General features: G+C 41.2%; 19 protein-coding genes. 6 read left to right on the top strand and 13 right to left on the bottom strand.

Annotation, left to right across the window (positions count from 1 at the left end):
- Nucleotides 1-40: 40 nt before the first annotated feature.
- Genes OQX62_RS10340 through OQX62_RS10330 form a run of 3 tightly spaced genes read right to left on the bottom strand, consistent with a single transcriptional unit; the run spans nt 41 to nt 4,305 of the window.
- Nucleotides 41-424: an SRPBCC domain-containing protein gene (locus tag OQX62_RS10340; RefSeq protein ID WP_265831425.1), complete on the bottom strand. Its 384-nt coding sequence runs from the start codon at nt 422-424 to the stop codon at nt 41-43.
- A complete protein-coding gene (locus OQX62_RS10335; RefSeq protein WP_265831423.1) occupies nt 411-3,083 on the bottom strand; it encodes a DUF3857 domain-containing protein in 2,673 nt (890 codons plus the stop codon). Before OQX62_RS10335 ends, OQX62_RS10340 begins: the two co-directional genes overlap by 14 nt.
- 31 nt (nt 3,084-3,114) lie before the next feature.
- Complete coding sequence (locus tag OQX62_RS10330; RefSeq protein WP_265831422.1) at nt 3,115-4,305, bottom strand: acyl-CoA dehydrogenase family protein; 1,191 nt, start codon at nt 4,303-4,305, stop codon at nt 3,115-3,117.
- Between the two features lie 121 nt (nt 4,306-4,426).
- Here OQX62_RS10330 and OQX62_RS10325 point away from each other — a divergent pair, with 121 nt between their 5' ends.
- Nucleotides 4,427-4,807 carry a dihydroneopterin aldolase gene (locus OQX62_RS10325; protein ID WP_265831421.1) on the top strand — a complete coding sequence of 127 codons (381 nt, stop codon included), beginning with the start codon at nt 4,427-4,429 and terminating at the stop codon, nt 4,805-4,807.
- Nucleotides 4,808-4,815: 8 nt separating this feature from the next.
- Nucleotides 4,816-6,225 carry an FAD-binding oxidoreductase gene (locus OQX62_RS10320; RefSeq protein WP_265831420.1) on the top strand — a complete coding sequence of 470 codons (1,410 nt, stop codon included), beginning with the start codon at nt 4,816-4,818 and terminating at the stop codon, nt 6,223-6,225.
- A 39-nt stretch (nt 6,226-6,264) separates the two neighbouring features.
- Here OQX62_RS10320 and OQX62_RS10315 read toward each other — a convergent pair whose 3' ends face one another.
- Nucleotides 6,265-6,747, bottom strand: a complete 483-nt coding sequence (locus OQX62_RS10315; protein ID WP_322973728.1) for a thioesterase family protein — start codon at nt 6,745-6,747, stop codon at nt 6,265-6,267.
- Nucleotides 6,748-6,824: 77 nt separating this feature from the next.
- Between OQX62_RS10315 and OQX62_RS10310 the strand changes: the two genes are divergently transcribed.
- Nucleotides 6,825-7,259 carry an Hsp20/alpha crystallin family protein gene (locus OQX62_RS10310; RefSeq protein ID WP_265831419.1) on the top strand — a complete coding sequence of 145 codons (435 nt, stop codon included), beginning with the start codon at nt 6,825-6,827 and terminating at the stop codon, nt 7,257-7,259.
- Between the two features lie 401 nt (nt 7,260-7,660).
- On the opposite strand, the gene OQX62_RS10305 is transcribed toward OQX62_RS10310, so the two are convergent.
- The 3 genes from OQX62_RS10305 to OQX62_RS10295 all read right to left on the bottom strand — a co-directional run bounded on the left by OQX62_RS10305 (nt 7,661) and on the right by OQX62_RS10295 (nt 11,537).
- On the bottom strand, nt 7,661-9,052 hold the full coding sequence (locus tag OQX62_RS10305; protein WP_265831418.1) for an arginine decarboxylase: 1,392 nt from the start codon (nt 9,050-9,052) through the stop codon (nt 7,661-7,663).
- Nucleotides 9,053-9,142: 90 nt separating this feature from the next.
- Nucleotides 9,143-10,066: a citrulline utilization hydrolase CtlX gene (gene ctlX / locus OQX62_RS10300; RefSeq protein WP_265831417.1), complete on the bottom strand. Its 924-nt coding sequence runs from the start codon at nt 10,064-10,066 to the stop codon at nt 9,143-9,145.
- A gap of 19 nt (nt 10,067-10,085) precedes the next feature.
- Nucleotides 10,086-11,537 (bottom strand): arginine deiminase family protein, encoded by a 1,452-nt coding sequence (locus tag OQX62_RS10295; protein WP_265831416.1) that lies wholly within the window; start codon nt 11,535-11,537, stop codon nt 10,086-10,088.
- An 83-nt stretch (nt 11,538-11,620) separates the two neighbouring features.
- On the opposite strand from OQX62_RS10295, the gene argS reads away from it, so the two are divergent.
- A complete protein-coding gene (gene argS / locus OQX62_RS10290; RefSeq protein WP_265831415.1) occupies nt 11,621-13,393 on the top strand; it encodes an arginine--tRNA ligase in 1,773 nt (590 codons plus the stop codon).
- Between the two features lie 268 nt (nt 13,394-13,661).
- Here the strand turns inward: argS and OQX62_RS10285 are convergent, their stop codons facing one another.
- A complete protein-coding gene (locus OQX62_RS10285; protein ID WP_265831414.1) occupies nt 13,662-14,783 on the bottom strand; it encodes an AI-2E family transporter in 1,122 nt (373 codons plus the stop codon).
- Nucleotides 14,784-14,877: 94 nt separating this feature from the next.
- Here OQX62_RS10285 and mnmE point away from each other — a divergent pair, with 94 nt between their 5' ends.
- Nucleotides 14,878-16,248, top strand: a complete 1,371-nt coding sequence (gene mnmE / locus OQX62_RS10280) for a tRNA uridine-5-carboxymethylaminomethyl(34) synthesis GTPase MnmE (protein ID WP_265831413.1) — start codon at nt 14,878-14,880, stop codon at nt 16,246-16,248.
- Nucleotides 16,249-16,363: 115 nt separating this feature from the next.
- Here mnmE and OQX62_RS10275 read toward each other — a convergent pair whose 3' ends face one another.
- The 4 genes from OQX62_RS10275 to OQX62_RS10260 form a co-directional block, all read right to left on the bottom strand.
- Nucleotides 16,364-17,359, bottom strand: a complete 996-nt coding sequence (locus OQX62_RS10275) for a hypothetical protein (RefSeq protein WP_265831412.1) — start codon at nt 17,357-17,359, stop codon at nt 16,364-16,366.
- A 25-nt stretch (nt 17,360-17,384) separates the two neighbouring features.
- On the bottom strand, nt 17,385-18,494 hold the full coding sequence (locus tag OQX62_RS10270; protein WP_265831411.1) for a hypothetical protein: 1,110 nt from the start codon (nt 18,492-18,494) through the stop codon (nt 17,385-17,387).
- Between the two features lie 8 nt (nt 18,495-18,502).
- On the bottom strand, nt 18,503-19,213 hold the full coding sequence (locus tag OQX62_RS10265) for a hypothetical protein (protein WP_265831410.1): 711 nt from the start codon (nt 19,211-19,213) through the stop codon (nt 18,503-18,505).
- A gap of 304 nt (nt 19,214-19,517) precedes the next feature.
- Nucleotides 19,518-20,540: an LLM class flavin-dependent oxidoreductase gene (locus tag OQX62_RS10260; protein ID WP_265831409.1), complete on the bottom strand. Its 1,023-nt coding sequence runs from the start codon at nt 20,538-20,540 to the stop codon at nt 19,518-19,520.
- A 130-nt stretch (nt 20,541-20,670) separates the two neighbouring features.
- Here OQX62_RS10260 and OQX62_RS10255 point away from each other — a divergent pair, with 130 nt between their 5' ends.
- Nucleotides 20,671-22,281: an alpha-amylase family glycosyl hydrolase gene (locus OQX62_RS10255; protein WP_265831408.1), complete on the top strand. Its 1,611-nt coding sequence runs from the start codon at nt 20,671-20,673 to the stop codon at nt 22,279-22,281.
- On the opposite strand, the gene OQX62_RS10250 is transcribed toward OQX62_RS10255, so the two are convergent.
- On the bottom strand, nt 22,250-24,655 hold the full coding sequence (locus OQX62_RS10250) for an ABC transporter permease (RefSeq protein WP_265831407.1): 2,406 nt from the start codon (nt 24,653-24,655) through the stop codon (nt 22,250-22,252). The genes OQX62_RS10255 and OQX62_RS10250 overlap by 32 nt on opposite strands.
- Between the last annotated feature and the right edge of the window lie 110 nt (nt 24,656-24,765).

Here is a 24,765-nt window from a genome sequence, read left to right as displayed (position 1 = left end):
TAGGTTGAGCTGTTATGCACAATGCATGAACAGATGTATTTTATTCCTCTTCAAAGAAGTCAGCTAAACCGCCAAGGTAGTGTTCTGTAATTCCCGCAGTGAAATCATCATAGTCTTCGTCAGGGATGTTTGTTTGTACAAATTCCAGTGAAGTACCTTTTTTATCAGGGTGCAGTTTTATCGTAACGATAGACGGTTCATTCTCTTCTCCGAAGTACCATTGCTGTACAATTCTTTTGCCAAAGTCAAACTCTATGTTCTTCCCTACGATATCACCTTCCCAAAAGGAGAACTCTGTGCCGGCTTCTTCTGTAAATTCTACTTCTGCACCTGTCCATAACTGGATACTTTGTGCTTTAGTCAGGGCCAGATAAACTTCTTCAGTGCTCGCGGGTAGGGGCAGGTATTTTTTAAACGTTTTCATTGTTGTTGTTTTTTAAATCTTCTTCAGTGGCAACGGGCGACTGATGAATGGTATCTTGTTTTTTATTTATCAGTTGATTGGTTTGCTCCATCCAGGCAGTTTTCCAAAGATGATCCGGATAGGTAAATACAAAGGTTTCTCTAACACGTTCCGATTTTTTGAAATAAGCAACCCACAGTCCCATTACAATAATTCTGATCAATGCTTTTGCCAGTTCAGCTCCGTTTGGCATCGTAACATGCGTGATGGCACTAATAAAGACGCCTCCCGCCGCATCAAAGATAGTTAAAGCAGCATAAAAGATCATATATCTGATGAATTGTTGCGGAAATACCTCCCGGCGGTTAAAAAACAGCACAAGCAACAGAAAAACCCAGGTAAGTTGTATTGCAAAGCCTACCGCTGTCACAACAAAGAAGCCGTGTACGGTGAATTGCTGCATGGTGTTTAACTTCTCTGCGGCATCCCATACAGTCATATTGAAAATCTCAGACTTAAAGGCGGAGGCAATCAAGCTAAATGGAGAAATAATCAATGTAATAGCCACCATAACCAGCCAGCCGCCAATTGGTCTGGCAGCATTGATCCGGTCAAGATCAAATTCATATTGCTGCTGATGGATGCGGATAAAATAAAAAGCCGACACCACCATCGTCAGTATCACGAGCATAATCAGATAAGGGTTCAAATTGTATGTGGCAGTGTCACCACCCCAGTTAATCCGGTAAGCCAGCATATCGCTGATCTTCTTAGTGTCTTTTACGTATTGTTTCAGACCATTTTCGTCTACATGGTCGGTTAGCGTCCGGTATACATAGTTGAGTCTGATCTGGTTACCTTTATGAAAGGAGTTGAACTCAAAATAATTATTGTCCGTTTCTACTACTTCACTTTCATCGCTGATATCAGGTACATAAGGAAGATTAATGAATACCTTCTGTTCAATATTCACCGGATATTTTAGTGCCAGGGGCTCCGTCCTGTTTTTGATAGCTATCTCCCTCAGCGTATGATCAATCATATCGCCATAAAAATAAGTATAACGCAGACCGGTATTTTTTTCATCCTCCTGCCACATGTTTTTAATCACGTAAGATTCTGTAATGTCTATGGTATTCGTTTCTTCATTGTCCTTAATCTTAATATTGCCCTCATTTTCGATGTCAGGATAGTATTTCTTAATATAATCGAGGAAAGATTTTTCAATTCCGTCATCCCCCTCATCCGCAATAAGCGACCGGATATCGTCCGCATAATTATCAGTATAGGTACTGTTGATGATCAGCTTAGTCTCTTTATTGCTTGTAGTATCAGCAATAGTGAAATTCAGGTTGGCAATCAGTTTGCCGGTTGCAATGCTGATGACATCCTCAGGAGATCCTACGCCAGGCTTCAATACCAGAGCCTTTCCGTAATTAGGGAAATAGATATTATCAAAAGTGCCGCGCTGATAAGATATTGTGGGGTCAATCCATGTTTTATTATTATGGTATTCTACTACTACGACTACATGGTTAAATAGATCGGGACTTGGCAGGAATTCATCAGTCTTCTTTCCCGCATAAGTATCTACATAAGCCATATAAGCACTCACATTCGCTTTGTTTAATAAATAGGTCAGCAATAAAGATTTATCTTTACAGTCGCCATAACGCTGCCTGAATACCTTTTCCGGAGAGTTTGGACGCTGGGAATACTGCCCCATCTCTATGCCCATATAACGAATTTCATCCTGTGCAAATCTGGTAGCCAGAACGATGTATTTTGCAGTATCATTTTTGGCCTTCGCCATCAGCTCTTTTACTTTCTGGTCTACCAATGGTGTTTTCAAGCCCTCATAGCTGTTTACCCGCAATCCCCAGTTTACAATTTCATTCCAGTCCTGGTATTCAGAAATCTGCACATATTTAAATGGATTGTACCAGGAAGGTTCATAATCTGCAGAACGATAAGTTTTGGTGAGCCGGCCTTCCCATTCATATAATTTAAGTCCGTCTTTGTCTGATACCCTGGCAGCATTCGCTGAATTGAAGCTTTTGAACTTCAGATCCCTGGTTTTACTGACCATCAGGTTCATGTAGGAGTGACCAATTGAGGTGGATGATTCTGTATAAATAGAACTGGCGTATTTCTTGCCAAAAATAGGATTATAACCTTTCAACGTAAAAGCATATTCTATACGGTCACCCTTCCTGATGTCGTCCAGCAACATGTAAGCATCGTAAGTGCCGCTGTAGATGAATTTCGATAAGTCTTTTTCATTCTGCAGGACCTTAAACTTTGTCGCATTCAGCTGATCATAAGGCTTGTTGTCACGCCATATGATTACCTTATTAAAGATTAGTTTTTGATACGAGGGATCATATGTCACTGAGATCTGCGATGCATTTTGCACACCAGCATCAGATACAATCTGCCGGATAATATGTGTGTATTCTTCCTGCAGTTCAGCATGTTGCTGATATTCCATCAGTGACAGATAATAACCATCAATAATATCTTTTGATTTAGGCTTTCCACCCGAAGGATCTACTTTTACGATCCACGAGGGCGCTGTTCTGTTTACAGAAAAGTTCTTGCCTTGTGAGCTGGATAGGAAAAATGTGCTGCAAAGAATGAGCAATACCAGTAAAATTCTCCGAAGAGAGTCGTTGTACATGAGAGAGAGCGTTAATTGTTGTGATTGTGTTTTATTTAAATGCGTTTAATCCGGTTACATCCATACCTGTGATCAGTAAATGTATATCATGTGTGCCTTCATAAGTCACTACAGATTCCAGGTTCATCATATGGCGCATAATGGAATATTCGCCTGTAATGCCCATTCCTCCTAACATCTGTCTGGCATTTCTGGCTACATCCAGCGCTATTTCCACGCTGTTTCTTTTGGCCATGGAAATTTGTTCCGCGGTAGCCCTGTTTTCACTTTTCAATACACCCAGTCGCCATACCAATAGCTGACCTTTGGTGATTTCTGTAATCATTTCTGCCAGTTTCTTTTGCTGCAGCTGAAAGCCGCCAATTGGTTTACCAAACTGTACGCGCTCTTTTGCATATCGGAGTGCGGTGTCATAGCAGTCCATTGCCGCACCTAAAGCTCCCCATGCAATACCATAACGTGCCTGGTTCAGGCAACCCAGCGGCCCTTTCAATCCTGATATTTCAGGGAAGATGTTTTCTTTAGGTATTTTCACATTGTCGAATACCAGTTCTCCCGTAGCAGAAGCTCTTAAGCTCCACTTGTTATGTGTTTCTGGTGTAGTAAAGCCTTCCATACCACGTTCCACTACCATACCCCTGATTTTTCCGGCTTCATCTTTTGCCCATACTACTGCAATATCTGCAAAAGGCGCATTCGAAATCCACATCTTCGCGCCATTTAAAATGTAATGGTCGCCCGCATCTTTAATATGAGTTACCATTCCACCCGGATTAGATCCATGATCGGGCTCCGTTAAACCGAAACAGCCCATCATTTCACCAGTAGCCAGTTTAGGCAGGTACTTTTTACGCTGCTCCTCAGATCCGTAAGCATAAATGGGGTACATCACCAGAGAGCCTTGTACCGATGCCGTAGAACGGATGCCTGAATCGCCACGTTCCAGTTCCTGCATAATGATGCCATAGGCGATATAATCCAGTCCTGCACCACCATATTCCACCGGAATTGTGGGCCCGAAAGCACCGATCTCTCCCAAACCTTTGATTAGATGTTTAGGGAATTCTGCTTTTTGTGCATAGTCCTCAATTACAGGGCTGAGCTCTTTTTTCACCCAGTCCCGCGCCGCGGTACGAATCAGTTTATGTTCATCAGACAATAATTCGTCGAGCAAATAATAATCAGGTGCTTCGTAAAGGTCTTTCTTTCCAGATTTATTCATGGTTATCAGCTATATTTGGGTAGTATTTCAAAGGTAATAAATTCGGTTAATCACTGGTTAAAACGCCGTAAAAAATTAAATTTGTTACTCATTTCAAGCATTTCCTTATTTAAAATACCTTATGTACCTGCAGACAGTCGCCCTCAATGATGTTAAATGTTTCTCTCTTCATGGTTATTATCCTGAAGAACAACTTACTGGTACAGAATTCCTGGTGAGTGTGGAAGTGACCTTTTATCCTTCCGGAAACACCGAAGATCTGGAGCGTACTGTAAATTATGAAGTGCTCAATACCATTATCCTCGAGGAAATGGCCAGTACCAAACAACTGCTGGAAACAGTAGTAAGGCTTATCCTGGACAGGGTATTGTCTGCTTTTCCCTTTGTGCTTACTGCGTTAGCGGGAATTAAAAAAATGCATCCGCCAATGCCGGGGGAAATCAACCATTCCTTTGTGCAATTGTCTTATTCCTCAGAAAAAAAGAACCATAATCAGGTTTAACCATAAATATGTCAGCACCCACTACCTATACTAAAATTACTACCGCTTTATTACAGCAAATTGCCGCTGCAGTAGGGGAGGCAAATGTATTTACAGACCAGGCTATACTCGAAGATTATAGTCACGATGAAACAGAAGACCTCCATTATAACCCGGAGGTAGTAGTGAAGCCGGTTGATACTGCTGGGGTTTCCGCCTTATTAAAGCTCTGCAATGAAAATCATATTCCTGTTACGCCCCGTGGTGGTGGTACAGGTTTAAGCGGTGCAGCATTGCCAATTTTTGGTGGTGTACTGTTATCTATGGAGAAGTTCAAATCTATTATCTCTATTGATACCGAGAATCTGCAGGCTATTGTAGAGCCAGGTGTGATTACAGAAGAATTCATAAATGCAGTGGGGGAACATGGTTTATTATACCCTGTAGATCCCTCCAGTAAAGGTTCTTGTTTTATTGGGGGGAATGTGGCCCATGGATCCGGCGGACCGCGGGTTGTAAAATACGGCACCATCAGAGAGTATATTCTCAATCTGGAAGTGGTACTCCCCACGGGTGAAGTCATCTGGACAGGCGCCAATACCCTGAAGTATGCATCCGGTTATAACCTTACTCAACTCATGATCGGGTCGGAAGGTACCCTGGCTGTAGTCACCAGGATCGTGACGAAGCTCATTCCGAAACCAACATTGAGTGTACTGATGCTGGGCTCTTTTCTGGAAAATGAACAGGCTTGTGCTGCGGTATCAGCCATTTTCAGGGCAGGAGTGATTCCTTCCGCTTTAGAATTTATGGAAAGAAGAGGGGTGGAATGGGTAGTGCAATACGATCAGATTAAGTTCGTCCTGGAAGAAGGCATTAACGCTTATCTGATGATTGAGTTTGATGGAAATGATCTGGAGGTAATTTATAAGGATTGTGAAAAGGTAAATACCGTGTTGGAAGCTTATGGCTGCACGAATGTACTTTTAGCAGATACTGCTGGTCAGAAAGAAGAATTGTGGCGTATGCGCAGAACGATGGCCGAGTCGGTAAAATCCAATTCTGTATATAAAGAGGAAGATACGGTAGTGCCGAGAGCTGCTTTGCCTCAGCTGATTAATGGGATAAAAGAGATTGGTTCCCGGTATGGCTTTGAAAGCGTATGTTATGGCCATGCGGGCGATGGCAACCTCCACATCAATATTATTAAAGCGGGAATGAGTGATGAGGACTGGAAAAATAAGCTCAAAGATGGGATCAGGGAACTATTCCAGCTAACGGCCGATCTTGGTGGTACGATTTCCGGAGAACACGGAATCGGACTGGTACAAAAAGAATTCATGCCGATCAAATACAGTGAAATTCATCTCGGGCTCATGCGCAGTATTAAAAAGGTGTTTGATCCCAATACCATACTTAATCCAGGCAAAATCTTTTAATCATCTTTCTGATAAATAGGGTTCATCTTCCGGCAGCGTCTATAGCTGCTCGAAGGTGAGCATTTTCTGCTTCTCTGTAACGGGAATGGCAGCGGGTCTTTTGGCTGCATAATCGAATGCTACGCATACGCTTTTTCCTTTTGCACATACTTCTTCTTTGCCATTTACATGTTTCACGAGTAAGTATTCCAGGTCGAAACTGGTATTACCTATTCTGGAAGTGCGCACATACATGCTGATCTGATCTTTCAGAAATACCGGTAATAGGTAATCGAGCGAAGCCTGCGCAATCACCACTCCGGTCTTTTCCCAATCCCATGATATCGCATGTTTCCAGTACTTGGTGCGAGCAATTTCCATGTAGGTGAAATATACGGCATTGTTTACATGCCCCATCATATCGAAATCTGCAAATCTGGTTTCTATGGTAGTCTTATACTTAAAACTGTCTAAATTATTAATGACCTCTGCCTTTTTGTCTGTTTGTTTTTCTTTCTTATGCCAAAGTGTCTTGAAAATCATAAATATTTGGGTTGGTACGGGAGTTGAATAGGTGGTTGTAATTAATAGATATTAAAAAAATTAAAGGAGAACATACAATGACACTAGTAAAATTTAACAATCGTACAAGAAACACTGCACCTTACTTTAACAATGTTTTTGATTCTTTGTTTAGTGAAGCATTGAATAAAAACTATGCTGTTAGCAAAGTACCCGGGGTAAACATCCTGGAAAGCGCTACCGATTATACAATTGAATTGGCTGCACCTGGTTTGCTGAAAGAAGATTTCCAGATTAATGTTAAAAAAGATACGCTCTCCGTATGGGCAGAGAAAAAAGCTGAAGACGGTGCAGTAGCAAAAGATTACAGCAGAAAAGAATTTGATTATTTATCGTTTGCAAGGTCGTTTACTTTACCTGAAAGTGTAGATGCTGATAAAATTGCTGCGGAATATGTGAATGGTATTTTGACGATTACATTGGGGAAAAGGGTTGATGTGCAACCAGAGATCAAAGAGATAAAGGTTTCTTAAGTGCTGCTGATTTTGGGAGAGTGATCCTGAAGTTGGACTAATAAAAAATGACCTGCTGTTTTCCGGCTGCCTAAATTTGCGATGCAAATTGAGAAGGCCGGAAAACAGCAGGTCATTTTTTATTTTAAGCAATGGAGGGGATTTTGGACCATGCAGTTTTCCAAAATCAGATGCACTCAGGAAATATCCGGGGTCATCCGGGAGGGGGCAGATAGCAGGGAGCAGAATTTTTTTCGTGAGCAGGTTGAAAGATCTTAGTGTTAGGAGGAAGCAAAATCTTTGTGTTAGCAGGTTGAAAGATCTTTATGTTAGCAGGTTGCAAAATGTGTTAGCGGCTGTAAACAAAAAAGCCCCGTAAATTTGTGATTTACGGGGCTTTGTATTTTGATGAGGCTGTTATCCTAAGTGTAACCCAGGATTTTAAGCACTTGTTTACTGTTTTGCTCTTCTCCGAAAACCTCAAAGTTGAAGGTCTCATCACGGTTACGGCGAATGATTACGTGCTTAGGACTTGGTAATAAGCAGTGGTGGATACCACCGTAACCACTCAATACTTCCTGGTAAGCACCGGTATTGAAGAAACCGAGGTATTGTACTTTACGCGTTTTAGGCATAAATACGGAGTTCATATGTGCTTCCTGGTTGTAATAATCCTGTCCGTCGCAGGTGATACCGCCGAGGTTGACACGCTCGTATTCGGCATCCCAGTTGTTGATGGGAAGAAGGATATATTTTTGGTTTAATGCCCATACATCCGGAAGGTTGGTAATAAACGAGCCATCCAGCATTAACCATTTTTCACGGTCGTTTTGTTGTTTACGGCCTAATACTTTGTAGAGGATACCTGAAGCTTCAGCAACGGTGTATTTTCCGAATTCAGTAATGATATCTGGTTCTACTACATCGTGTTCAGCACAAATTTCTTTGATACGTTTTACGATCTCGTTTACCATGTACTCATAATCAAAATCAAATACCAGTGAGTCTTTAAATGGCATACCACCACCGATATCTAAAGTATCCAGCTCAGGATTGATTTTCTTGAATTTGCAGTATAGGGTTACATATTTCTCCAGCTCGTTCCAGTAGTAGGGTGAATCCGTGATACCAGAGTTGATGAAGAAGTGCAGCAATTTAACGCGGAAGTTCGGGTTTGCAGAAATCTTATTGTTATAAAATTCGATTACATCTTCCATACGTACACCGAGGCGGGAAGTATAGAATTGTGAATCTGGTTGTTCCTCTGCAGCGATACGGATACCCAGGTTACATGGTGTGTCCAGTTCTACCTCGTCATCAAAAAGGTTAAATTCCTCTTTGTTGTCCAGTACTGGGATAATGTTTTTATAGCCATCATGCAACATATCGATGATATATTGCTTGTACTGGTAGGTTTTAAATCCGTTACAGATTACCGTAATGTCCTTAGTCAGGGCACCTTTTTTCTCCAGGGCTTCGATCATCGGCATATCAAATGCAGATGATGTTTCCAGGTGGATTCCGTTCTTTAGGGCCTCTTCAACGATGTGTTTGAAGTGGGAGCTTTTTGTACAATAACAGTACTTATAATCTCCGCGGTAATTGTTCTTGATGATAGCAGTTTGAAACAGCAGTTTTGCCTGCTGGATCTTCTTAGTGATCATCGGAAGGTAAGTGAAACGTAATGGCGTACCATAAGTTTCAATCATTTCCATGAGGTTTAGATCTTGAAAATACAATTCGTCATCTATAACGCTGAAGCCTTCCTGAGGGAAGCCAACACTTAGATCAAGAAATTCGGAGTAACTCTGCATTTATGGTCATTAAATAATTTTTGCAAAAATGTAATTTTAAATTGAGAAACAGCTTTTATAAATGAAAATACTGTCATCAATACGTATTATTTATCTTTTCTCCAGGTGAATCTCCGCAAGCATACAGCGTGCACTTCCTCCGCCGTTTTTTTCTATGGTATATAAAGGGGCGTAAATCAACCTGCTGTACTTTTCCAGTGCGGTTATTTGCGCTTTCGTGAGGGATAAATACGCTTGTTCAGACATGACAAGTAAAGCTTCTCCCGAACTGCTTTTAACCTGGAGCATATTGCCGGCAAAATGATTCATCTGATCGAGTGAAATCTCTACAAGTTCTTTTCCTGTCTGGCGGAAACTAAGGATTAATTTTTCCCTGTCATTTGCGTCTTTAACAGACTCCATACAGGTTACTGCAAAATGGTCGCCAATACACATCATCACATTGGTATGATAGATCGGGAAACCACTGCTGTCTGTTGCATCAAAGGTAACCGCCGTATAACCCGATTGAGTACAGAAATCACCCAGTACCTGCAGGTCTGTTCTTAACGATAAACAGGCATAAGCGATTTGGTGTTCACGGTCTAAGACCATGCTGCCCGTACCTTCCAGGAAGCTGTTTTTAGCCTCGTAACCTGATAGGTCAGTAATTTTGCTGATATTAAAAGTTGCACTCAGGGTTTTAAGGATATCTTCCCGGCGTTCCTGTCTCCTGTTTTCCGAAAACATAGGATAAAGGAACACCTCCGCAGTGTCATGAAAAGATACCCAGTTATTAGGAAAAATGGAATCAGGTGTTTCCGGTTGCAGCGTGTCGTCAATTACGGTTACGTCGACATCGTTTTTGCGGAGGAGGCTGACAAAGCTGTCAAACTCCTGCAGGGCCTGCGACTGAACCTTACTTTCCTCTGGACTTCCGTCTGATGCCTGCTGAAACTTATTATTTCCTGCCGTCTGTTCATTAAATTTGAAGTCGACCGGCCTGATCATTAATATATGATTGGTGGTTTGCATAGTGTAATCTTAAGGTCGCTTAATTATTTTGCAGTTCATCCCTCAGCAATGGCAAGCTCATGCAGTGAAATCCGCCTCTGGCTCTCGAAAGTTCTGCAGAAGGCATTAAAATCAGCGTATCCGTGATGGTATCCGCATTCACTTTCCCGCTTTCGAGGTCGTTGATCAGATCTTTTACCTTGACTACATCGAAACCATTGCTTTTAAAAGCTTCTATTGTTTTGTCGTTCCGGTCATATCCCAGAACTACTCCTTCTTTAATGGCAAGCAGGTTACATGAATCTGTCCATTGCTCCCTTGCATCATAAGGGAAGTTGCCATTTCCGCTGTAAATGAATCTGGTTTTTTCTTTACTGCCCAGTTCATTCACACTGATATCATCCAGTAAAGCTTCTATGCTCTCGAATAGTAATGGTTGTGCCTCACCCTTTTTGAATTGCAGGATCTCTGTCACATCTTTCGTATCTGGTTCAATCAGGAAGCTGATCGGTTCTGCCGGATTATTGACATGGTTTTTCGATATCGAGCTCAGTAATGTCCATACATTCCTTTTCACTTGTGTAAATACCGTATCAATATGCATAAAATCCCTTTTGTTGGGAATCCGCACTACGGTCACTTTATCCACCACATTATTGTCGAACAGCAATTTAATCGCCTCATTTGCGCCATACGCAGAAGTACGTTCACTGCAGCCAATCAACACGTGATTTTCACTTACCATCATCACATCTCCACCTTCCAGTGTAGTCCGGTGCTCTTCTTCTTCACCAGGACGCAGGAAATGTTGTGCCGCATCAGGAATTTCCAGGATATTATCCGTATAAGCTGCAAACAGCGGATGGTTAAAAAAGATATAACGCATCAGCAATGTTTCACGACTCCTTGCTTTTTTCGCCGGTTTGTTCAGCAGAATATGTTTATTAATTGTGATACCTACGTCACGCGTAAAAATCAGGTTGGGAATAGGGGCAAAGATCATCAGATCATCGGCCATGCTGCCCGAGATAAATATTTTAGCCAGCTCTTTTGCGTCCGTCTGGATCATCTGCAGCTGTAAGCGATACGTACAGCCTTCAATAGCGCAAACAGATGCCGTTAGTTTTCTTTTGATAGAAACGTCTTCCAGTATGTCCGACAATAGATTTTGAATTTCTATGACCGCTTCAGAATGATGAAAACCAGTGTCGTCCGGCTTAAAAAACTGTCTGTTTGCCTCTTCCGCATCAATTTCTTTCAGTTTGCCCTTAATCTTACCAGGATCAAGAAAGTACATCAGCAGTTTAACATAATAATCATATTCATCTTTACGGATGGTTTCCAGGTGCACAATGTCTTCAAAAAGCCAGTCCTGCGCCTTCGACGGCACAACCTTACCTAAACCGCTATCAGGGCTATGAATTAACAACTTGCGCAGTCGCCCTATTTCTGTACTCACGTTTACTTCGAAATTCTTGTTTTGTTCGCTCATATATTTTGGTGTATGGCAAATCTATCTAAATATTTTTAAATTATATTATTCGCTCATTATTGCTTATTTGGTTATTTTTGGCCATGAATTTTATTATTACCGAAGTAGTGAAAGGCATTAAGCATCTTTATAATGAAGAGGTTGCGGAAAGTCTGATCAGTATACAAGATACACGTAAAGAGTTTGAGGGGCAGGCAACGATAGTAGTTTTTCCAATTGTACGTTTTTCGAAGAAATCACCAGAGCAGACGGCGAATGACCTCGGCGCGTATCTTGTGGATAATTTAAAAGAAGTGACTGCATTTAATGTGGTGAAGGGGTTTTTGAACCTGAGTATTGCGAATGACTATTGGCTGGACTTATTTAATAACTCCCTGCTGCAACCAGATTTCGGTGTGATCCCATCCAACGGCAGGAAAGTGATGGTAGAATATTCATCACCAAATACCAACAAACCATTGCACCTGGGGCATGTTAGAAATAACTTATTAGGCTATTCTGTTTCAGAATTGCTGAAAGCTGATGGCGCAGAAGTATATAAAGTGAACCTGGTAAATGACAGAGGGATACATATCTGTAAATCCATGCTGGCCTGGCAGAAATGGGGAAATGGTGAAACGCCGGAGAGCTCAGGACTGAAAGGTGATCACCTGGTGGGTAAATACTATGTGATCTTTGATAAAGAATATAAAAAAGAAATCGAAGCTTTAAAAGCTGAAGGCCAGACGGAAGATGAAGCAAAAAAGAATGCTCCCCTGATCAAAGCAGCGCAAGCGATGCTGTTGGCCTGGGAAGCTGGCGATGAAGCTGTGATTGACCTCTGGAAAACCATGAATGGATGGGTTTATGAAGGTTTCGCCATCAGTTACAAAAACCTTGGGGTTGATTTTGATAAGTTTTATTACGAAAGCAATACCTATTTATTAGGAAAAGATACTGTGGAAGAAGGTCTCGCTAAGGGCGTGTTCTTTAAAAAAGAAGATGGCTCTGTCTGGATCGATCTTACTGCTGATGGTCTGGATCAGAAACTGGTACTGCGTGCAGATGGTACTTCTGTATACATTACACAAGATCTGGGTACTGCGCAGATGAAATATGACGATTTCAAAATGAATGAGTCTATCTATGTTGTAGGAAACGAACAGGACTACCATTTCAAGGTTTTGTTCCTGATTTTAGATAAGTTAGGTAAAAGCTGGGCAAAAGGTTTATACCATTTGTCTTACGGCATGGTAGACCTTCCAAGTGGTAAAATGAAATCACGTGAAGGTACTGTTGTGGATGCTGATGATCTGATTGCCGAAATGGTAGCTACAGCAAAACAAAAAACCGAGGCCTTAGGTAAAGTAGATCATTTCAGTGAAGAAGAAAGAGAAACCCTCTATTACAATATAGGGATGGGTGCCCTGAAATATTTCCTGCTGAAAGTGGAACCTAAAAAACGTTTATTGTTTGATCCTGCTGAGTCGATCGACTTCCAGGGAAACACTGGTCCTTTTATACAATATACACACGCGAGGATAAAATCATTATTGCTTAAAGCTGATTATACACCTGGTGTATTCATCGACAATCAGGTAGCATTATCAGAAACTGAACTGGATATGATCATCCTTTTAGCTAAATATCCTTCAGAAATATCTGCTGCTGCAAAAACTTTTAGCCCTGCCAGCTTAGCAAACTACATTTATGAGGTAGCAAAAATGTTCAATAAATTCTATCACGAAATTCCACCCATCGTTAAAGAAGAAGATGAGCAGCTAAAACGACTGAGGTTAAGTTTAAGTGATGTTACTGCTGGAATTTTGAAATCAGGTATGCGTATTTTGGGTATAGAAGTGCCGGAAAGAATGTAAATATTTGCGCAAGGTTTGGGTTTTCTTTACAGTATTTTACACGGTTATGTAAACAATGTTTATGAAAATAACCTAATCTGTCTGTTTTGATAAATTTTGTTTATTAATTCAAAATATTAATATATCTTTACAGAAATATAAGCTGTGAAAATATTTTGACATTTATGTAAGTCTCACAGATTATCCCAAACAAGCAAACACAATACACACCAAATAGAGGAGGGCACCCCACAAAGTGCCCTTTCTTAATTAATTTGCTTGTATTCCTTTATTTACCTTCTACACCTTCTTTAGTACTTACTGCGGCTTTTTTCCTGAAAACAGGGAAGGTCATAGGGCTTCTTGCTGGTCTCTCATCGCCGAACAATGCACCCCATTGTTTAAACATCTCAGTCCTGTCGAACACTACTTTGAGCACTGCTATGATGGGCATAGATAAGAACATCCCGGACACCCCGGCAATACTTCCACCTACAATTACCCCAAGAATAGCCATCAATGCATTGATCTTGATTTTAGAACCAACAATTCTTGGCATCAGGATATTGTTGTCCAGGAACTGCACACCCGCAATTACAGCCAGTACAGTAATTATCGGGCCTAAGGTAGTCGCAGCAGTAAGCGTTAACAATACCCCTATGATGTTACCTAACAGGGCGCCCACGTATGGGATCAGGTTAAGGATAGCGAAAATTACCCCTATCAGCAAGGCATGTTTAATCCCCAGCAACAGCAAAATTCCGCCTAATAATATGGTCATATAAGTTACCTGGATCAATAAGCCTACCAGGTAGCTTTTAATAATCGATTCGGTTTCATAAATCGCATCTTTAACCTTAGGGTGGTGATCTTTATTAAACCACATAAAAATAAAGCGCAACAGGATATCTTTGTAGAAAAGCATCAGGTAAATATAGATCGGCAGTAATCCGACAAAGACAAATACCGAACTCAGTGTAACTGCTGCCCCACTTGCCATGTTTCCGGCCATTGCCAGCAGGTCATTACTTTTTTTGTTGATAAAGTTAATCTGTTCTGTTGTTGAATAGTGACTCACGCTGCTCACCCAGGTGCTTAACGACTGTAAATGCAATGACACGTTTTTCTTGATCTGCGGAAAATCTGCTACCAGCATACCTACTTGTGCGGTGAAAAACCAGACGATTAATCCTACAAAGATCGCCACCAGTAAAATTGGTAAAATGATAGCTGCAACTTCAGGAAACTTATATTTTCTTAGAAATCTGTAAATAGGAACCAGCATAATGCTGATAAAAAAGGCCATGATTACAGGCATGATAATATCACTACCAATCACAAAGATAGCACCTACCAAAACAAGACCAAGTAATTCGAGCGACCGTTTGACGGTGAGCGGTAATTCTTTCATTGTAATTCTTCTGTTAAATTTACATGAACTAACAGGAGATAGACCGAAATGTTTGGGTAGTTTTGCGTATTCTTATAATCAAACGATAGTACCCATGATGTCAAATGAAACAATAGTAGCCTTATCAACCCCTCCTGGCGCAGGCGCCATAGGTGTAATCCGTTTATCAGGAAAAGACGCTATTGCCATCACCAATTCTGTATTTAAAGGTAAAGACCTGCTCAGCCAAGCTACACATACCCTGCATTTCGGGTTAATCAAGGATGGCGAAGTTGTGATAGATGAAGTCGTAGTCAGCCTCTTCGTAGGTCCAAAATCTTACACCAAAGAAAACGTAGTGGAAATCTCCTGTCATGGTTCAAACTATATCATCCAGCAGATTATAAATTTATTGATAAAAAAGGGGGCATCTGCCGCTAAACCGGGAGAATTTACACTCCGTGCTTTCCTGAACGGCGCGATGGATCTTTCACAAGCAGAAGCGGTGGCTGATTTGATTTCTTCCGATTCACAAGCTGCGCACAGTGTAGCCATGAATCAACTAAGAGGCGGATTCAGTACAGAATTAAATGTATTGCGAGAGCAGCTAATCCATTTTGCTTCTATGATTGAGCTGGAGCTTGATTTTTCCGAAGAAGATGTAGAGTTTGCTAACAGGGATCAATTACAGGAACTGATTAACAAGATTACGCTGGTATTGAACAAGCTGATCCGCTCATTCGAATTGGGGAATGTGATCAAAGAAGGCATTAACACCGTGATTGCTGGTCGCCCTAATGCAGGGAAATCAACTTTGTTAAATGCATTGTTAAACGAAGACCGCGCTATTGTCAGCGAGATCGCAGGAACCACCAGGGACACCATAGAGGAAGTTTTAAATATTAACGGTATCAACTTCCGTTTAATTGATACCGCTGGTATACGTGAAGCGACAGACACTATTGAAGCGATAGGAGTGGAGAAGACCATGCAGAAGATTAGCCAGTCGGCCGTTCTTGTGTACCTTTTCGATGTAGTGAACCTTACTTCTGCTGAAATCAGGGAAGATATTGCCAACTTACATAAACCAGATATAGCTTTTGTTGCTGTAGCCAATAAGATGGACCTGACCTATAGGGATAGAATTAAAGAGTTGAATTTGCCTTCCGACATACAGTTCATTTCGATCTCTGCCAAAGAGAATAACAATATCGAAGAGCTGAAAGAGTTGCTGTACGAAACAGCAGTAGGAGATAAACTTTCTGAAAGCCATACGATGGTGACTAATATCAGACACGTAGAAGCACTAAGAAGAACCCAGGAATCATTGAGCAGTGTGAGTGAAGGTTTGGTTAACCCGGTAACTTCAGAGTTTCTGGCGATTGATATTAAACAAGCGCTTTATTACCTTGGTGAGATTACCGGTGCAGTATCAAATGACGACTTGTTGGCGAATATCTTTAGTAAGTTCTGTATCGGGAAGTAAAGAAAAAAGTCTGGTGCCATAGGCGCCAGACTTTTTTCTTTACTATTTACCAGACATTATATACTCAACTAAAGTTCAACTGGTCAGGAGCGTAAATATATTTGATTTACTGTTTCTATTTAACAGACAATAGGAATCCGATAGTAAAGTTAGCATCCCAGTCAAAAACGAAGGTATCGCAGTTAGTCGCATCCTTGATCGCTTTATAGATATTAACGCCACTTTTAATCTTCACCTTATCTGTATTATACTTTTCAGGATCGTTTAGTACAGTGAATCGCTCTTCTCCATTACGGATTTGTTTGGCCAGTTCATAAGGAACACCGCCAATGATAAAGCATACTTCCCGTTTTGCTGCCGGTATTTTTTCTGCAGTAGCCTTTACCTCAGCATATACAGCATCGTCTTTTAAGTCTTTTTCATAATACTTTGCACCTGGTGCTTCAGCGGATTTTACGTCTCCACTTATCCAGGAAATTTTTGTGTTTCCCGAACCAATATCCACGACAAAAGAGTTATCATAGTAGGACTTAGGTAATACACATTTCAATGCAAGCTTACCTTCCTGCTCGGCTGTAACAAGATTAACAACATATCCCATTTTCTTCAGTTCGGAACTTATCAAGGCCGTTTTTGGCTCTTTCTGCGCGCCGGAACTAATTACAAAATGGATATTTCTTGACTTAACACCTTTATCGAACATTGCACCTATATAATCTTTCAAACCTGTACGGATGTCGGCGGTATTGGCCATGCCTTCGTAAACAAATGATTTGCCAAAATCTTTGGAGATAATTTCCCAGTTTTTTTCTTTATCAATATTTACTACAAAAGAATTAAAGCCCGAGGCACCTACTTCTACAACGCCTTTATATTCACCATTAACAGGCTTTTCGGGGCTGTAGTTAAAAGTTCTTTTATCATCTGTAGTTTTTGCTGCCGAAGTATCAGTCCTACCAGCAATACTATCAGTTAAGGATCCATTTTTATGACTAGCTGCATCAAATTTACCGCTATCAAAAGCCCAGTAACCTATTCCAATAATGGGAATAGCGATAATGATTGCTTTAATCGGCCAGCGTAATTGGGCCCAGATTGATTTTTCTTCCATGTTTTTAATGTTTTAATTTTATGTGTTAATCAAGTAAAGTAAAGCCCTTATCCATTTTCTCATTTGGTTTTAGCTCATATGATGCGTCGCTCATCTGACTTACATTAAGCATTTTAAGATTACGCTCATCTACTTTTTTAATGAAATCTTCCAACTCTACCTGCGATGGCGCGCCACCTACAGTAATGTTATTATTCTGATCCAGGAAATCAAGGTTGGAACGAATAGAGGCAATATTCTGACTTATTGCACCTGTCGCTGCATTCATCGCTTCCTGGAATACCCAGCTATCTTTGATATTAAATACTTCTGCTAAGCCATCAGTAGCATTTTTCATCTTCTGCGTAGCTTCCAGCTTTTTAGAGATAATAGAGATACTGCTATCCAATGTACTCACATATATTCTGGCGGCGCTTTCGTTATCTTTTAATACTTCCAGTACTTTGGCAAACTGATTTGCATACTGAACATAACTTCTGGCATTCTGTTCTTCAGATTCTCCTTCTTTACCTAATAAAAAAGCTTTGGTGCGCGTTTCTTTAGCGTCTCTGCCATATTCATTTGCTTTTTCATTATTATTGTTAGCTATTTCCTGTTTGCCTTTTTCATCAAGGCTGGCAGCCTCTACGGTAAAGCGTTTTGCATAAGTGTATTTTTCTTCTGCTGTTTTTTGAGCAGTTTCGCCGCTTTGAATCATGTCAATACGTACACCGTCAACATTCGTAATCTTTTCTTTGACACGTTTTAAGGTGTCCTTTGCATCTTTTGATAATAGTTGAAGCGTTTCAATAGGATTATTACGGATAATTGATTTTTCACCTTTAAAAAGAAGGATAGTTCCCAGGCGGTGTAACAGTGCAATGATTTTTGGCGCCAGTAATAATAAAACAATCAGAATGATACTGAAAACAACAAGCAGAATACTTTTTGCTGCATATTCTAACATAATAGGCAAAAACCGGAAGAAGGCATATGCACCACCTAAAATAAGTGCCCAGAAGAATATGCTGGAAATTGTTTTCTTAGCTTCAGGGGTCTGCAGCTGACTTGGTAAATGATCGCCCAGCACCTGAAATATGGGGAGCTGACTTTTCAGTTCTGCTGGTATGTTTACAAATTCACTCTTGTTTTCCATTGTTGTTTTTAGTTTATGTTGGTTTCAATTATACTAATGGCTGTATTGATATCATTAATCACCTCGGTTACAGCGGTATTGCCAATAGCAATTTTATGATCAATATCCTTTAGCTGTGGTTCATATTTACTGTTTATATTTTTTAGTTCTTTTTGTTTCGTATTTAACTGTTGCTGTAACTGTTCAATATTTCTTTCAATAGACTCAATTTCAGTGCTTAGACTTGCCTTTTCTGAAACCTGATTTTGCTCAATACGCTGCTTTTGCAACTGTTTCTGACTGCTTTCTTTATCTATAATAGTTTTTAGACTGCCGGCATATTTTCGGGCACTGGTAATCAGTTTTTCTTTATCAAGGTTTTTATCTACATATTTCAAAGAGGTATAAGCCGCTTTGATTGAGATCGCATCCACACTACCCATCTGGGCTGCGGCATTCCATACTTCGAAAAAATCAAGACCTGGTTCATTTAGCCGCTCAAGAATTTCCAGTACTTTAACCTTCATCTGCTTTACATCTGTTGATGGCAAAACTGTGGGGTTTTGATTGAGATCAATATTCGGGTTAATAGTTACATTTCCGGTTGACGGCGCTTCCACTGCAGGCGGGATAGATGGGATACCCGATTCAGGAACTGAAGGCTCCGGGCTATCTTCAAAGATTAATTTCTTCAGGCTTTGTAAAAGTCCGGAGGATCGGCGTGCTGGTTCTTCGCTCATAAACTAGTATTATCTGTAACAAAATAATAAAAAACGAATATACATATTGATTTCTTTAACCTGTTCAACGCTCTAAAGATAATATAATCCTGAATAGCTAACTGTAAGAAGGTGTAATTGTTTAGTGCTGATGAAAATCTTTCTAATTTATGAAATAATTTATTGGTCAGGTGACCCAAAAATTGAGGATGGAGATTTCTCCGATTTTTTCACCCACAGCAGGAGGGATGCTTGTTATTGTTTACAGCATAAGATTCTGATCGCGTATAAAGCTGATCAGCGTTTAGGAAAATGTAATCTCGACTTAACGCCAGCCCAGTCCAGGTGCAACATGCTCTAAAATCGAAGACAAGACATGTACGTTATAATCAACACCTAATGTATTCGGTATGGTTAAAAGTACTGTATCTGCTTCCTGTAAAGCTTCGTCTGCTGCAAGTTCTTTGATGAGTTGATCAGGTTCGGCGGCATAACCCCGCCCAAATATGGCGCGTTTGTCACTTTCTATATAGCCGATTTTGTCAGACTGGCCAGCTTCACGACCAAATAAATACCGGTCCTGATCATTCACCAGTGCAAAAATGGAACGGCTCACCGAAACCCTTGCTTCGCGCTCGTGACCTGCTTTTTTCCAGGCCTCCTTATACAACCTGATTTGTTCCGCCTGTTGTACGTGGAAAGGTTTACCATTTTCATCAAATTTCAACGTAGAGCTTTGCAGGTGCATGCCATTTTCAGCTGCCCATACGGCTGTAGCGTTAGAAGCAGCACCCCACCAGATCCGTTCCCGCAATCCTTCAGAAAAAGGTTCTAAACGTAATAAACCCGGCGGATTCGGAAACATAGGAGAGGGGTTGGGCTCAGCAAAGCCTTTACCGCTCAGCTTATCCAAAAATTCCAGGGCTTTGCGACGTCCCATGTCAGCATCCGTCTCTCCGTCTGACGGTTGGTAACCGAAATTGCGCCAGCCTGCTATGACTTGTTCCGGTGATCCTCTGCTCAGCCCTAACTGTAACCGGCTACCTGAGATCAGGTCAGCTGCCCCGGCGTCCTCAACCATGTATAATGGATTTTCATAACGCATATCAATTACACCGGTGCCTATTTCTATTTGAGTTGTTTTGGCACCTATAGCCGATAGTAAAGGGAACGGTGACGCTAACTGAGCGGCGAAATGGTGTACCCTGAAATATGCGCCGTCTATGCCAATCTCTTCTGCAGCAACCGCCAGGTCTATCGACTGAAGTAGTGTGTCACTTGCCGTACGGGCCTGGTATCCTGGATGGTTAGCCCAGTGTCCGAAAGATAAAAATCCTATTTTCTTCATAAATCCGGTGATAAATTACAATGGTAAATATAGGAATCACCACTTAACGGATGTGTTCAGGGAAAGTCATATTCAAAACAATCCCCACCACAATTCGTTGTCTATAAATGAAACGATTAACGAAATTTTTATGAAGGAAGGTAATTTTCTTTGGTGGCACCGCGCTATTATCTATCAGGTTTATCCGCGTTCATTCCAGGATAGCAATGCTGATGGGATAGGGGATTTGACCGGTATAGTACAACGATTGGATTACCTCCAAACGCTGGGTATTGAAGCTATCTGGCTTTCGCCCATCTTTCCCTCACCTATGGCAGATTTTGGTTATGATGTTGCAGACTATACAGCTATACATCCCATATTCGGCACGATGGAAGACTTTGATCATCTGTTGAAAGAAGCACTTCAGCGTGGTATCAAAATATTACTGGATCTGGTCCCCAACCATAGTTCGAGCGAACACCCCTGGTTCAGGGAATCACGATCGGCTAAGGACAACCCAAAACGGGACTGGTACATTTGGAAAGATGCGCGCGAAGATGGTTCGGTGCCAAACAATTGGCTGAGTGTATTTGGCGGAAGTGCGTGGGAATGGGATGAGGCCACCGCTCAATATTATTATCATGGTTTTTTAAAAGAACAACCGGACCTTAACTGGAGAAACGAAGAGTTAGTGGAAGCCATGCTCGGTGTGATGCGCTTTTGGCTGGATAAAGGTGTGGATGGTTTCAGAATAGATGTATTGTGGCATATCTTTAAGAGCGAAAGTTTCGCAGATAATCCACCCAATCCTGGTTTTGCACCACATATGCCGGGCTACGATAGCCTGCTGACCGTAAATTCAACAGACCAGCCTGAAGTGCAGGACATTGTCAAACGCATGCGTAACCTGACTGATGCTTATAAAGATAGGGTGCTGATCGGCGAAATCTACCTGCCGTATGAAAAGCTAATGACCTATTACGGTCGTAATAATGACGGAATACATCTACCATTCAATTTTACGCTGATGGGAATCAACTGGGATGCACAAACAATCGCTTCGTCGATTTTGGCTTATGAGCAGGCATTACCGCCAAATGCATGGCCAAATTGGGTCTTGAGCAACCACGATCGTCCACGCATTGCCACCAGAATCGGGGAAGGACAGGCGCGTGTGGCAGCCATGTTGTTGCTGACGCTCAGGGGTACGCCGACTTTATACTATGGAGATGAAATAGGAATGAAGGATGTACACATTCCTTTAGATGAACAACAGGATCCGCAAGGCTTGAATATGCCAGAGCTGAACATCAGTCGTGATCCTGCACGCACGCCAATGCAGTGGGATTCAACTGCGCAGGCTGGTTTCACCACGGGAAAGCCCTGGTTGCGGATAGCGGATGATTTTGCTGACCACAATGTTGAAAAGCAAGAGGAAGAGGTCAATTCTAACTTATCATTGTATAAAAAGTTGATCAGGTTGCGACAAACTTCGCCGGCGCTCTTGTATGGTGCATACAAACAGGTCTATATCGACCAGCAACTGCTTGTATATACGAGGGAATTAATGGGGCATGGTGGATTTTTAATTGTGCTCAACCTGAGCCATGAACCGGCCACCTTTGATATCCCGTCTGAGTATGGCGGAAATGTGGTTCTTTCCAGTACAGGCGGCACCTATGACTGGAAAGACGGCTTGCTAAAATTGCCCGCAGATGAGGGATTAGTTATTCATACTTCAACGCATCTACAGGATTAGCCTTAGCTACCTTGAAACTTTGCATACTGATGGTAAGAACTGCTATAGCCATTGAAACTCCTGCCGCTAATAGATACGGCCATAAGCCTGTGCTTACTTTATAATCATAAGTTTTCAGCCAATTTGTTAACAAAGCATAGGCGATAGGGATGGCAATGACATTAGCGATCAAAACCAATTTGATAAAGTCTTTATTCAGCAATACAAGAATGCTTTTTAAATCTGCTCCCAGCACCTTTCTGATACTAATTTCACGTTTACGCTGCTCAGCCATATATAATGCTAATCCGAGCAATCCCAGACAGGAGATCAAAATCGCGAAGCTGCCGAAAATATTGGAAAGTACACCTAATAATTTTTCAGATTTTAGCTTTTGTTCCATACCTTCAGTAATATATTTCACTGCAGGTGGGTAAGCAGGATTCAACTGCTGACTAATCCTGTTAATTGTTTGAACAGCAGTGCTTAGTGGTTGATCAGGATTCAGTCTCAGCAATAAAGCGCTGCTCTCTTTAGGCGCATAATAGAAAACAGTAGGCTCTGACTTACTTCCCACGTTTGCATTATTATAATCATTTACTATACCTATGATATGCTTTTTGGCATCACCCCAGGTTATAGTGGTGCCAATAGGATGCTGCAATGCCATCAGTTTCGCAGCCGCCTCATTTAGAATAACACCGCCAGCAGTATCTGATGATAGCTGATGTGAAAAGTCGGTTCCATGAATCATTTTAGCACCAATTGTGCTGATAAAATCAAATCCGACACTCCGGTAACTGATAATATATTCATCTTTCACATTTTTACCAGGCCAGCTGAAATCGCCAGTAATCGAGCCTCCATTAGCGGTAAAATCTGCTGCGTATTCTGTTCCTGATACAATTGCATTTTCTTTTTTTAGCGCTGCTTTCAGGATCTCCACCTTACCCGGGTGAGTAAATTCTCCTTCGAGTGCAAGTTGAACCAGATTGTTTTTATCAAAACCCAGCGGTTTATTCTTCATGTACTGAATTTGAGAATAAACTATTGTCGCACCGATAATCATCACTATGGACAGACTGAACTGAAAGACAACCAGCAATTTTCTGATAGAGAGCGAACCTTTGCCAGAATTGGAAAACCCTTTTAACACTTTCACCGGTGTGAAAGATGAAAGGTAAAAAGCAGGATAACAGCCGGCAAGGAATCCGGTAATGAATACCAGGGAGATCATAGTACACCAGAATAACGGAGATCTATAGTTAATCATAATGACGATATCCAGCAGATGATTAAAGTAAGGCAGTGTCAATTCGATCAGTGCAAAAGCAATAAGCATGGCTATGAAAGACAATAACAGGGATTCCATCAGGAACTGGCTGATCAGAGAATTTCTGCTTGAACCCAGTGCTTTCCTGACACCAACTTCCCTTGCGCGTTTTTCTGATCTTGCGGTAGAAAGATTCATATAATTTATACTGGCAATCAGCAATACACAAAAGGCAAGAAAAAAGAACAGCCTCACCTGATCAATTCTGCCACCGGCAACTTTTCCATTTTCAAAATGGTCATACAATTGATATTTGCTGAAAGGGAAAAGAAAAATCTCCATCTGCGTTTCCTTATGGTGCCCTTTAACCAGTTTCCTCAGAGAAGCATCGGCCGCGTTAAAATCTGCATTCTTTTTAAGTTTAAATAGCGTTAAACAATTGATAGTGCCCCAGCCATCATTGACATGATCGGGATATTCCTGATCATGAAAAGCCCAGGTTTGCAATGCTTCGAACTGGAAACTTTGATTTTTAGGCAGATCAGCAATTACCGCCGTTACCACCACCGGTTTACGGTTATCCCACATCAGGCTTTTTCCTACAGGCTCTTCACTGCCAAATAACTTTTTAGCAGTACTTGCAGTAAGTATCACAGAATTAGGCTGTTTTAATGCTGTTAAGGGGTTTCCTTTAAGGAAAGCATAATTGAATATCTTTAGAAATGCAGGGTCTATATAGCTAAAATCTAATTTGATCTTATTTTGGTGATAAGTAAAGAGCTTGTTTTCAACGCCGCTTATCCTCGAAGCAAACTCAATCCCCGGGATCTCCTGAGCTGCTGCATTGGCAAGCTTAATAGGCGTAGCTTCTAAAGTAATGACATTACCGCCCAGCTTTAAGTTGAGCTGCGCAAAATATATCCGGTCAATGTCCCTGAACTGTTTATCATAATTCCACTCGTAATTAACATACAGCAATAACATCAGACAAGAGGCAAGTCCAACTGCCAAACCGCCGATATTGATAAGGGAAAAGCCTGGATTTTTACCAATGTTCCTTAATGCTATTTTAAAGTTGAGTGCGAGCATATATTCCTTTTTATCGGCTTTTGCGAATAGCATGCCAAATAATTAATGATTTATATGTCGCTTAAAATAAGTGAAATACATAAATAATTTGGACTGTATGTTCGATACTGAACAGCTATTGTACGGTAATGCACAGTGGTTCA

It is taken from the genome of Pedobacter sp. MR2016-24, from assembly GCF_026239655.1.
Lineage (GTDB): Bacteria > Bacteroidota > Bacteroidia > Sphingobacteriales > Sphingobacteriaceae > Pedobacter.
This window is presented reverse-complemented; position numbering and strand designations above follow the sequence as displayed.

Excerpts from the sequence above, each read along its gene's own strand:
- OQX62_RS10340 (WP_265831425.1), bottom strand. The coding sequence starts at position 424 with ATGAAAACGTTTAAAAAATACCTGCCCCTACCCGCGAGCACTGAAGAA.
- OQX62_RS10335 (WP_265831423.1), bottom strand. The coding sequence starts at position 3,083 with ATGTACAACGACTCTCTTCGGAGAATTTTACTGGTATTGCTCATTCTT.
- OQX62_RS10330 (WP_265831422.1), bottom strand. The coding sequence starts at position 4,305 with ATGAATAAATCTGGAAAGAAAGACCTTTACGAAGCACCTGATTATTAT.
- OQX62_RS10325 (WP_265831421.1), top strand. The coding sequence starts at position 4,427 with ATGTACCTGCAGACAGTCGCCCTCAATGATGTTAAATGTTTCTCTCTT.
- OQX62_RS10320 (WP_265831420.1), top strand. The coding sequence starts at position 4,816 with ATGTCAGCACCCACTACCTATACTAAAATTACTACCGCTTTATTACAG.
- OQX62_RS10315 (WP_322973728.1), bottom strand. The coding sequence starts at position 6,747 with ATGATTTTCAAGACACTTTGGCATAAGAAAGAAAAACAAACAGACAAA.
- OQX62_RS10310 (WP_265831419.1), top strand. The coding sequence starts at position 6,825 with ATGACACTAGTAAAATTTAACAATCGTACAAGAAACACTGCACCTTAC.
- OQX62_RS10305 (WP_265831418.1), bottom strand. The coding sequence starts at position 9,052 with ATGCAGAGTTACTCCGAATTTCTTGATCTAAGTGTTGGCTTCCCTCAG.
- ctlX (WP_265831417.1), bottom strand. The coding sequence starts at position 10,066 with ATGCAAACCACCAATCATATATTAATGATCAGGCCGGTCGACTTCAAA.
- OQX62_RS10295 (WP_265831416.1), bottom strand. The coding sequence starts at position 11,537 with ATGAGCGAACAAAACAAGAATTTCGAAGTAAACGTGAGTACAGAAATA.
- argS (WP_265831415.1), top strand. The coding sequence starts at position 11,621 with ATGAATTTTATTATTACCGAAGTAGTGAAAGGCATTAAGCATCTTTAT.
- OQX62_RS10285 (WP_265831414.1), bottom strand. The coding sequence starts at position 14,783 with ATGAAAGAATTACCGCTCACCGTCAAACGGTCGCTCGAATTACTTGGT.
- mnmE (WP_265831413.1), top strand. The coding sequence starts at position 14,878 with ATGATGTCAAATGAAACAATAGTAGCCTTATCAACCCCTCCTGGCGCA.
- OQX62_RS10275 (WP_265831412.1), bottom strand. The coding sequence starts at position 17,359 with ATGGAAGAAAAATCAATCTGGGCCCAATTACGCTGGCCGATTAAAGCA.
- OQX62_RS10270 (WP_265831411.1), bottom strand. The coding sequence starts at position 18,494 with ATGGAAAACAAGAGTGAATTTGTAAACATACCAGCAGAACTGAAAAGT.
- OQX62_RS10265 (WP_265831410.1), bottom strand. The coding sequence starts at position 19,213 with ATGAGCGAAGAACCAGCACGCCGATCCTCCGGACTTTTACAAAGCCTG.
- OQX62_RS10260 (WP_265831409.1), bottom strand. The coding sequence starts at position 20,540 with ATGAAGAAAATAGGATTTTTATCTTTCGGACACTGGGCTAACCATCCA.
- OQX62_RS10255 (WP_265831408.1), top strand. The coding sequence starts at position 20,671 with ATGAAGGAAGGTAATTTTCTTTGGTGGCACCGCGCTATTATCTATCAG.
- OQX62_RS10250 (WP_265831407.1), bottom strand. The coding sequence starts at position 24,655 with ATGCTATTCGCAAAAGCCGATAAAAAGGAATATATGCTCGCACTCAAC.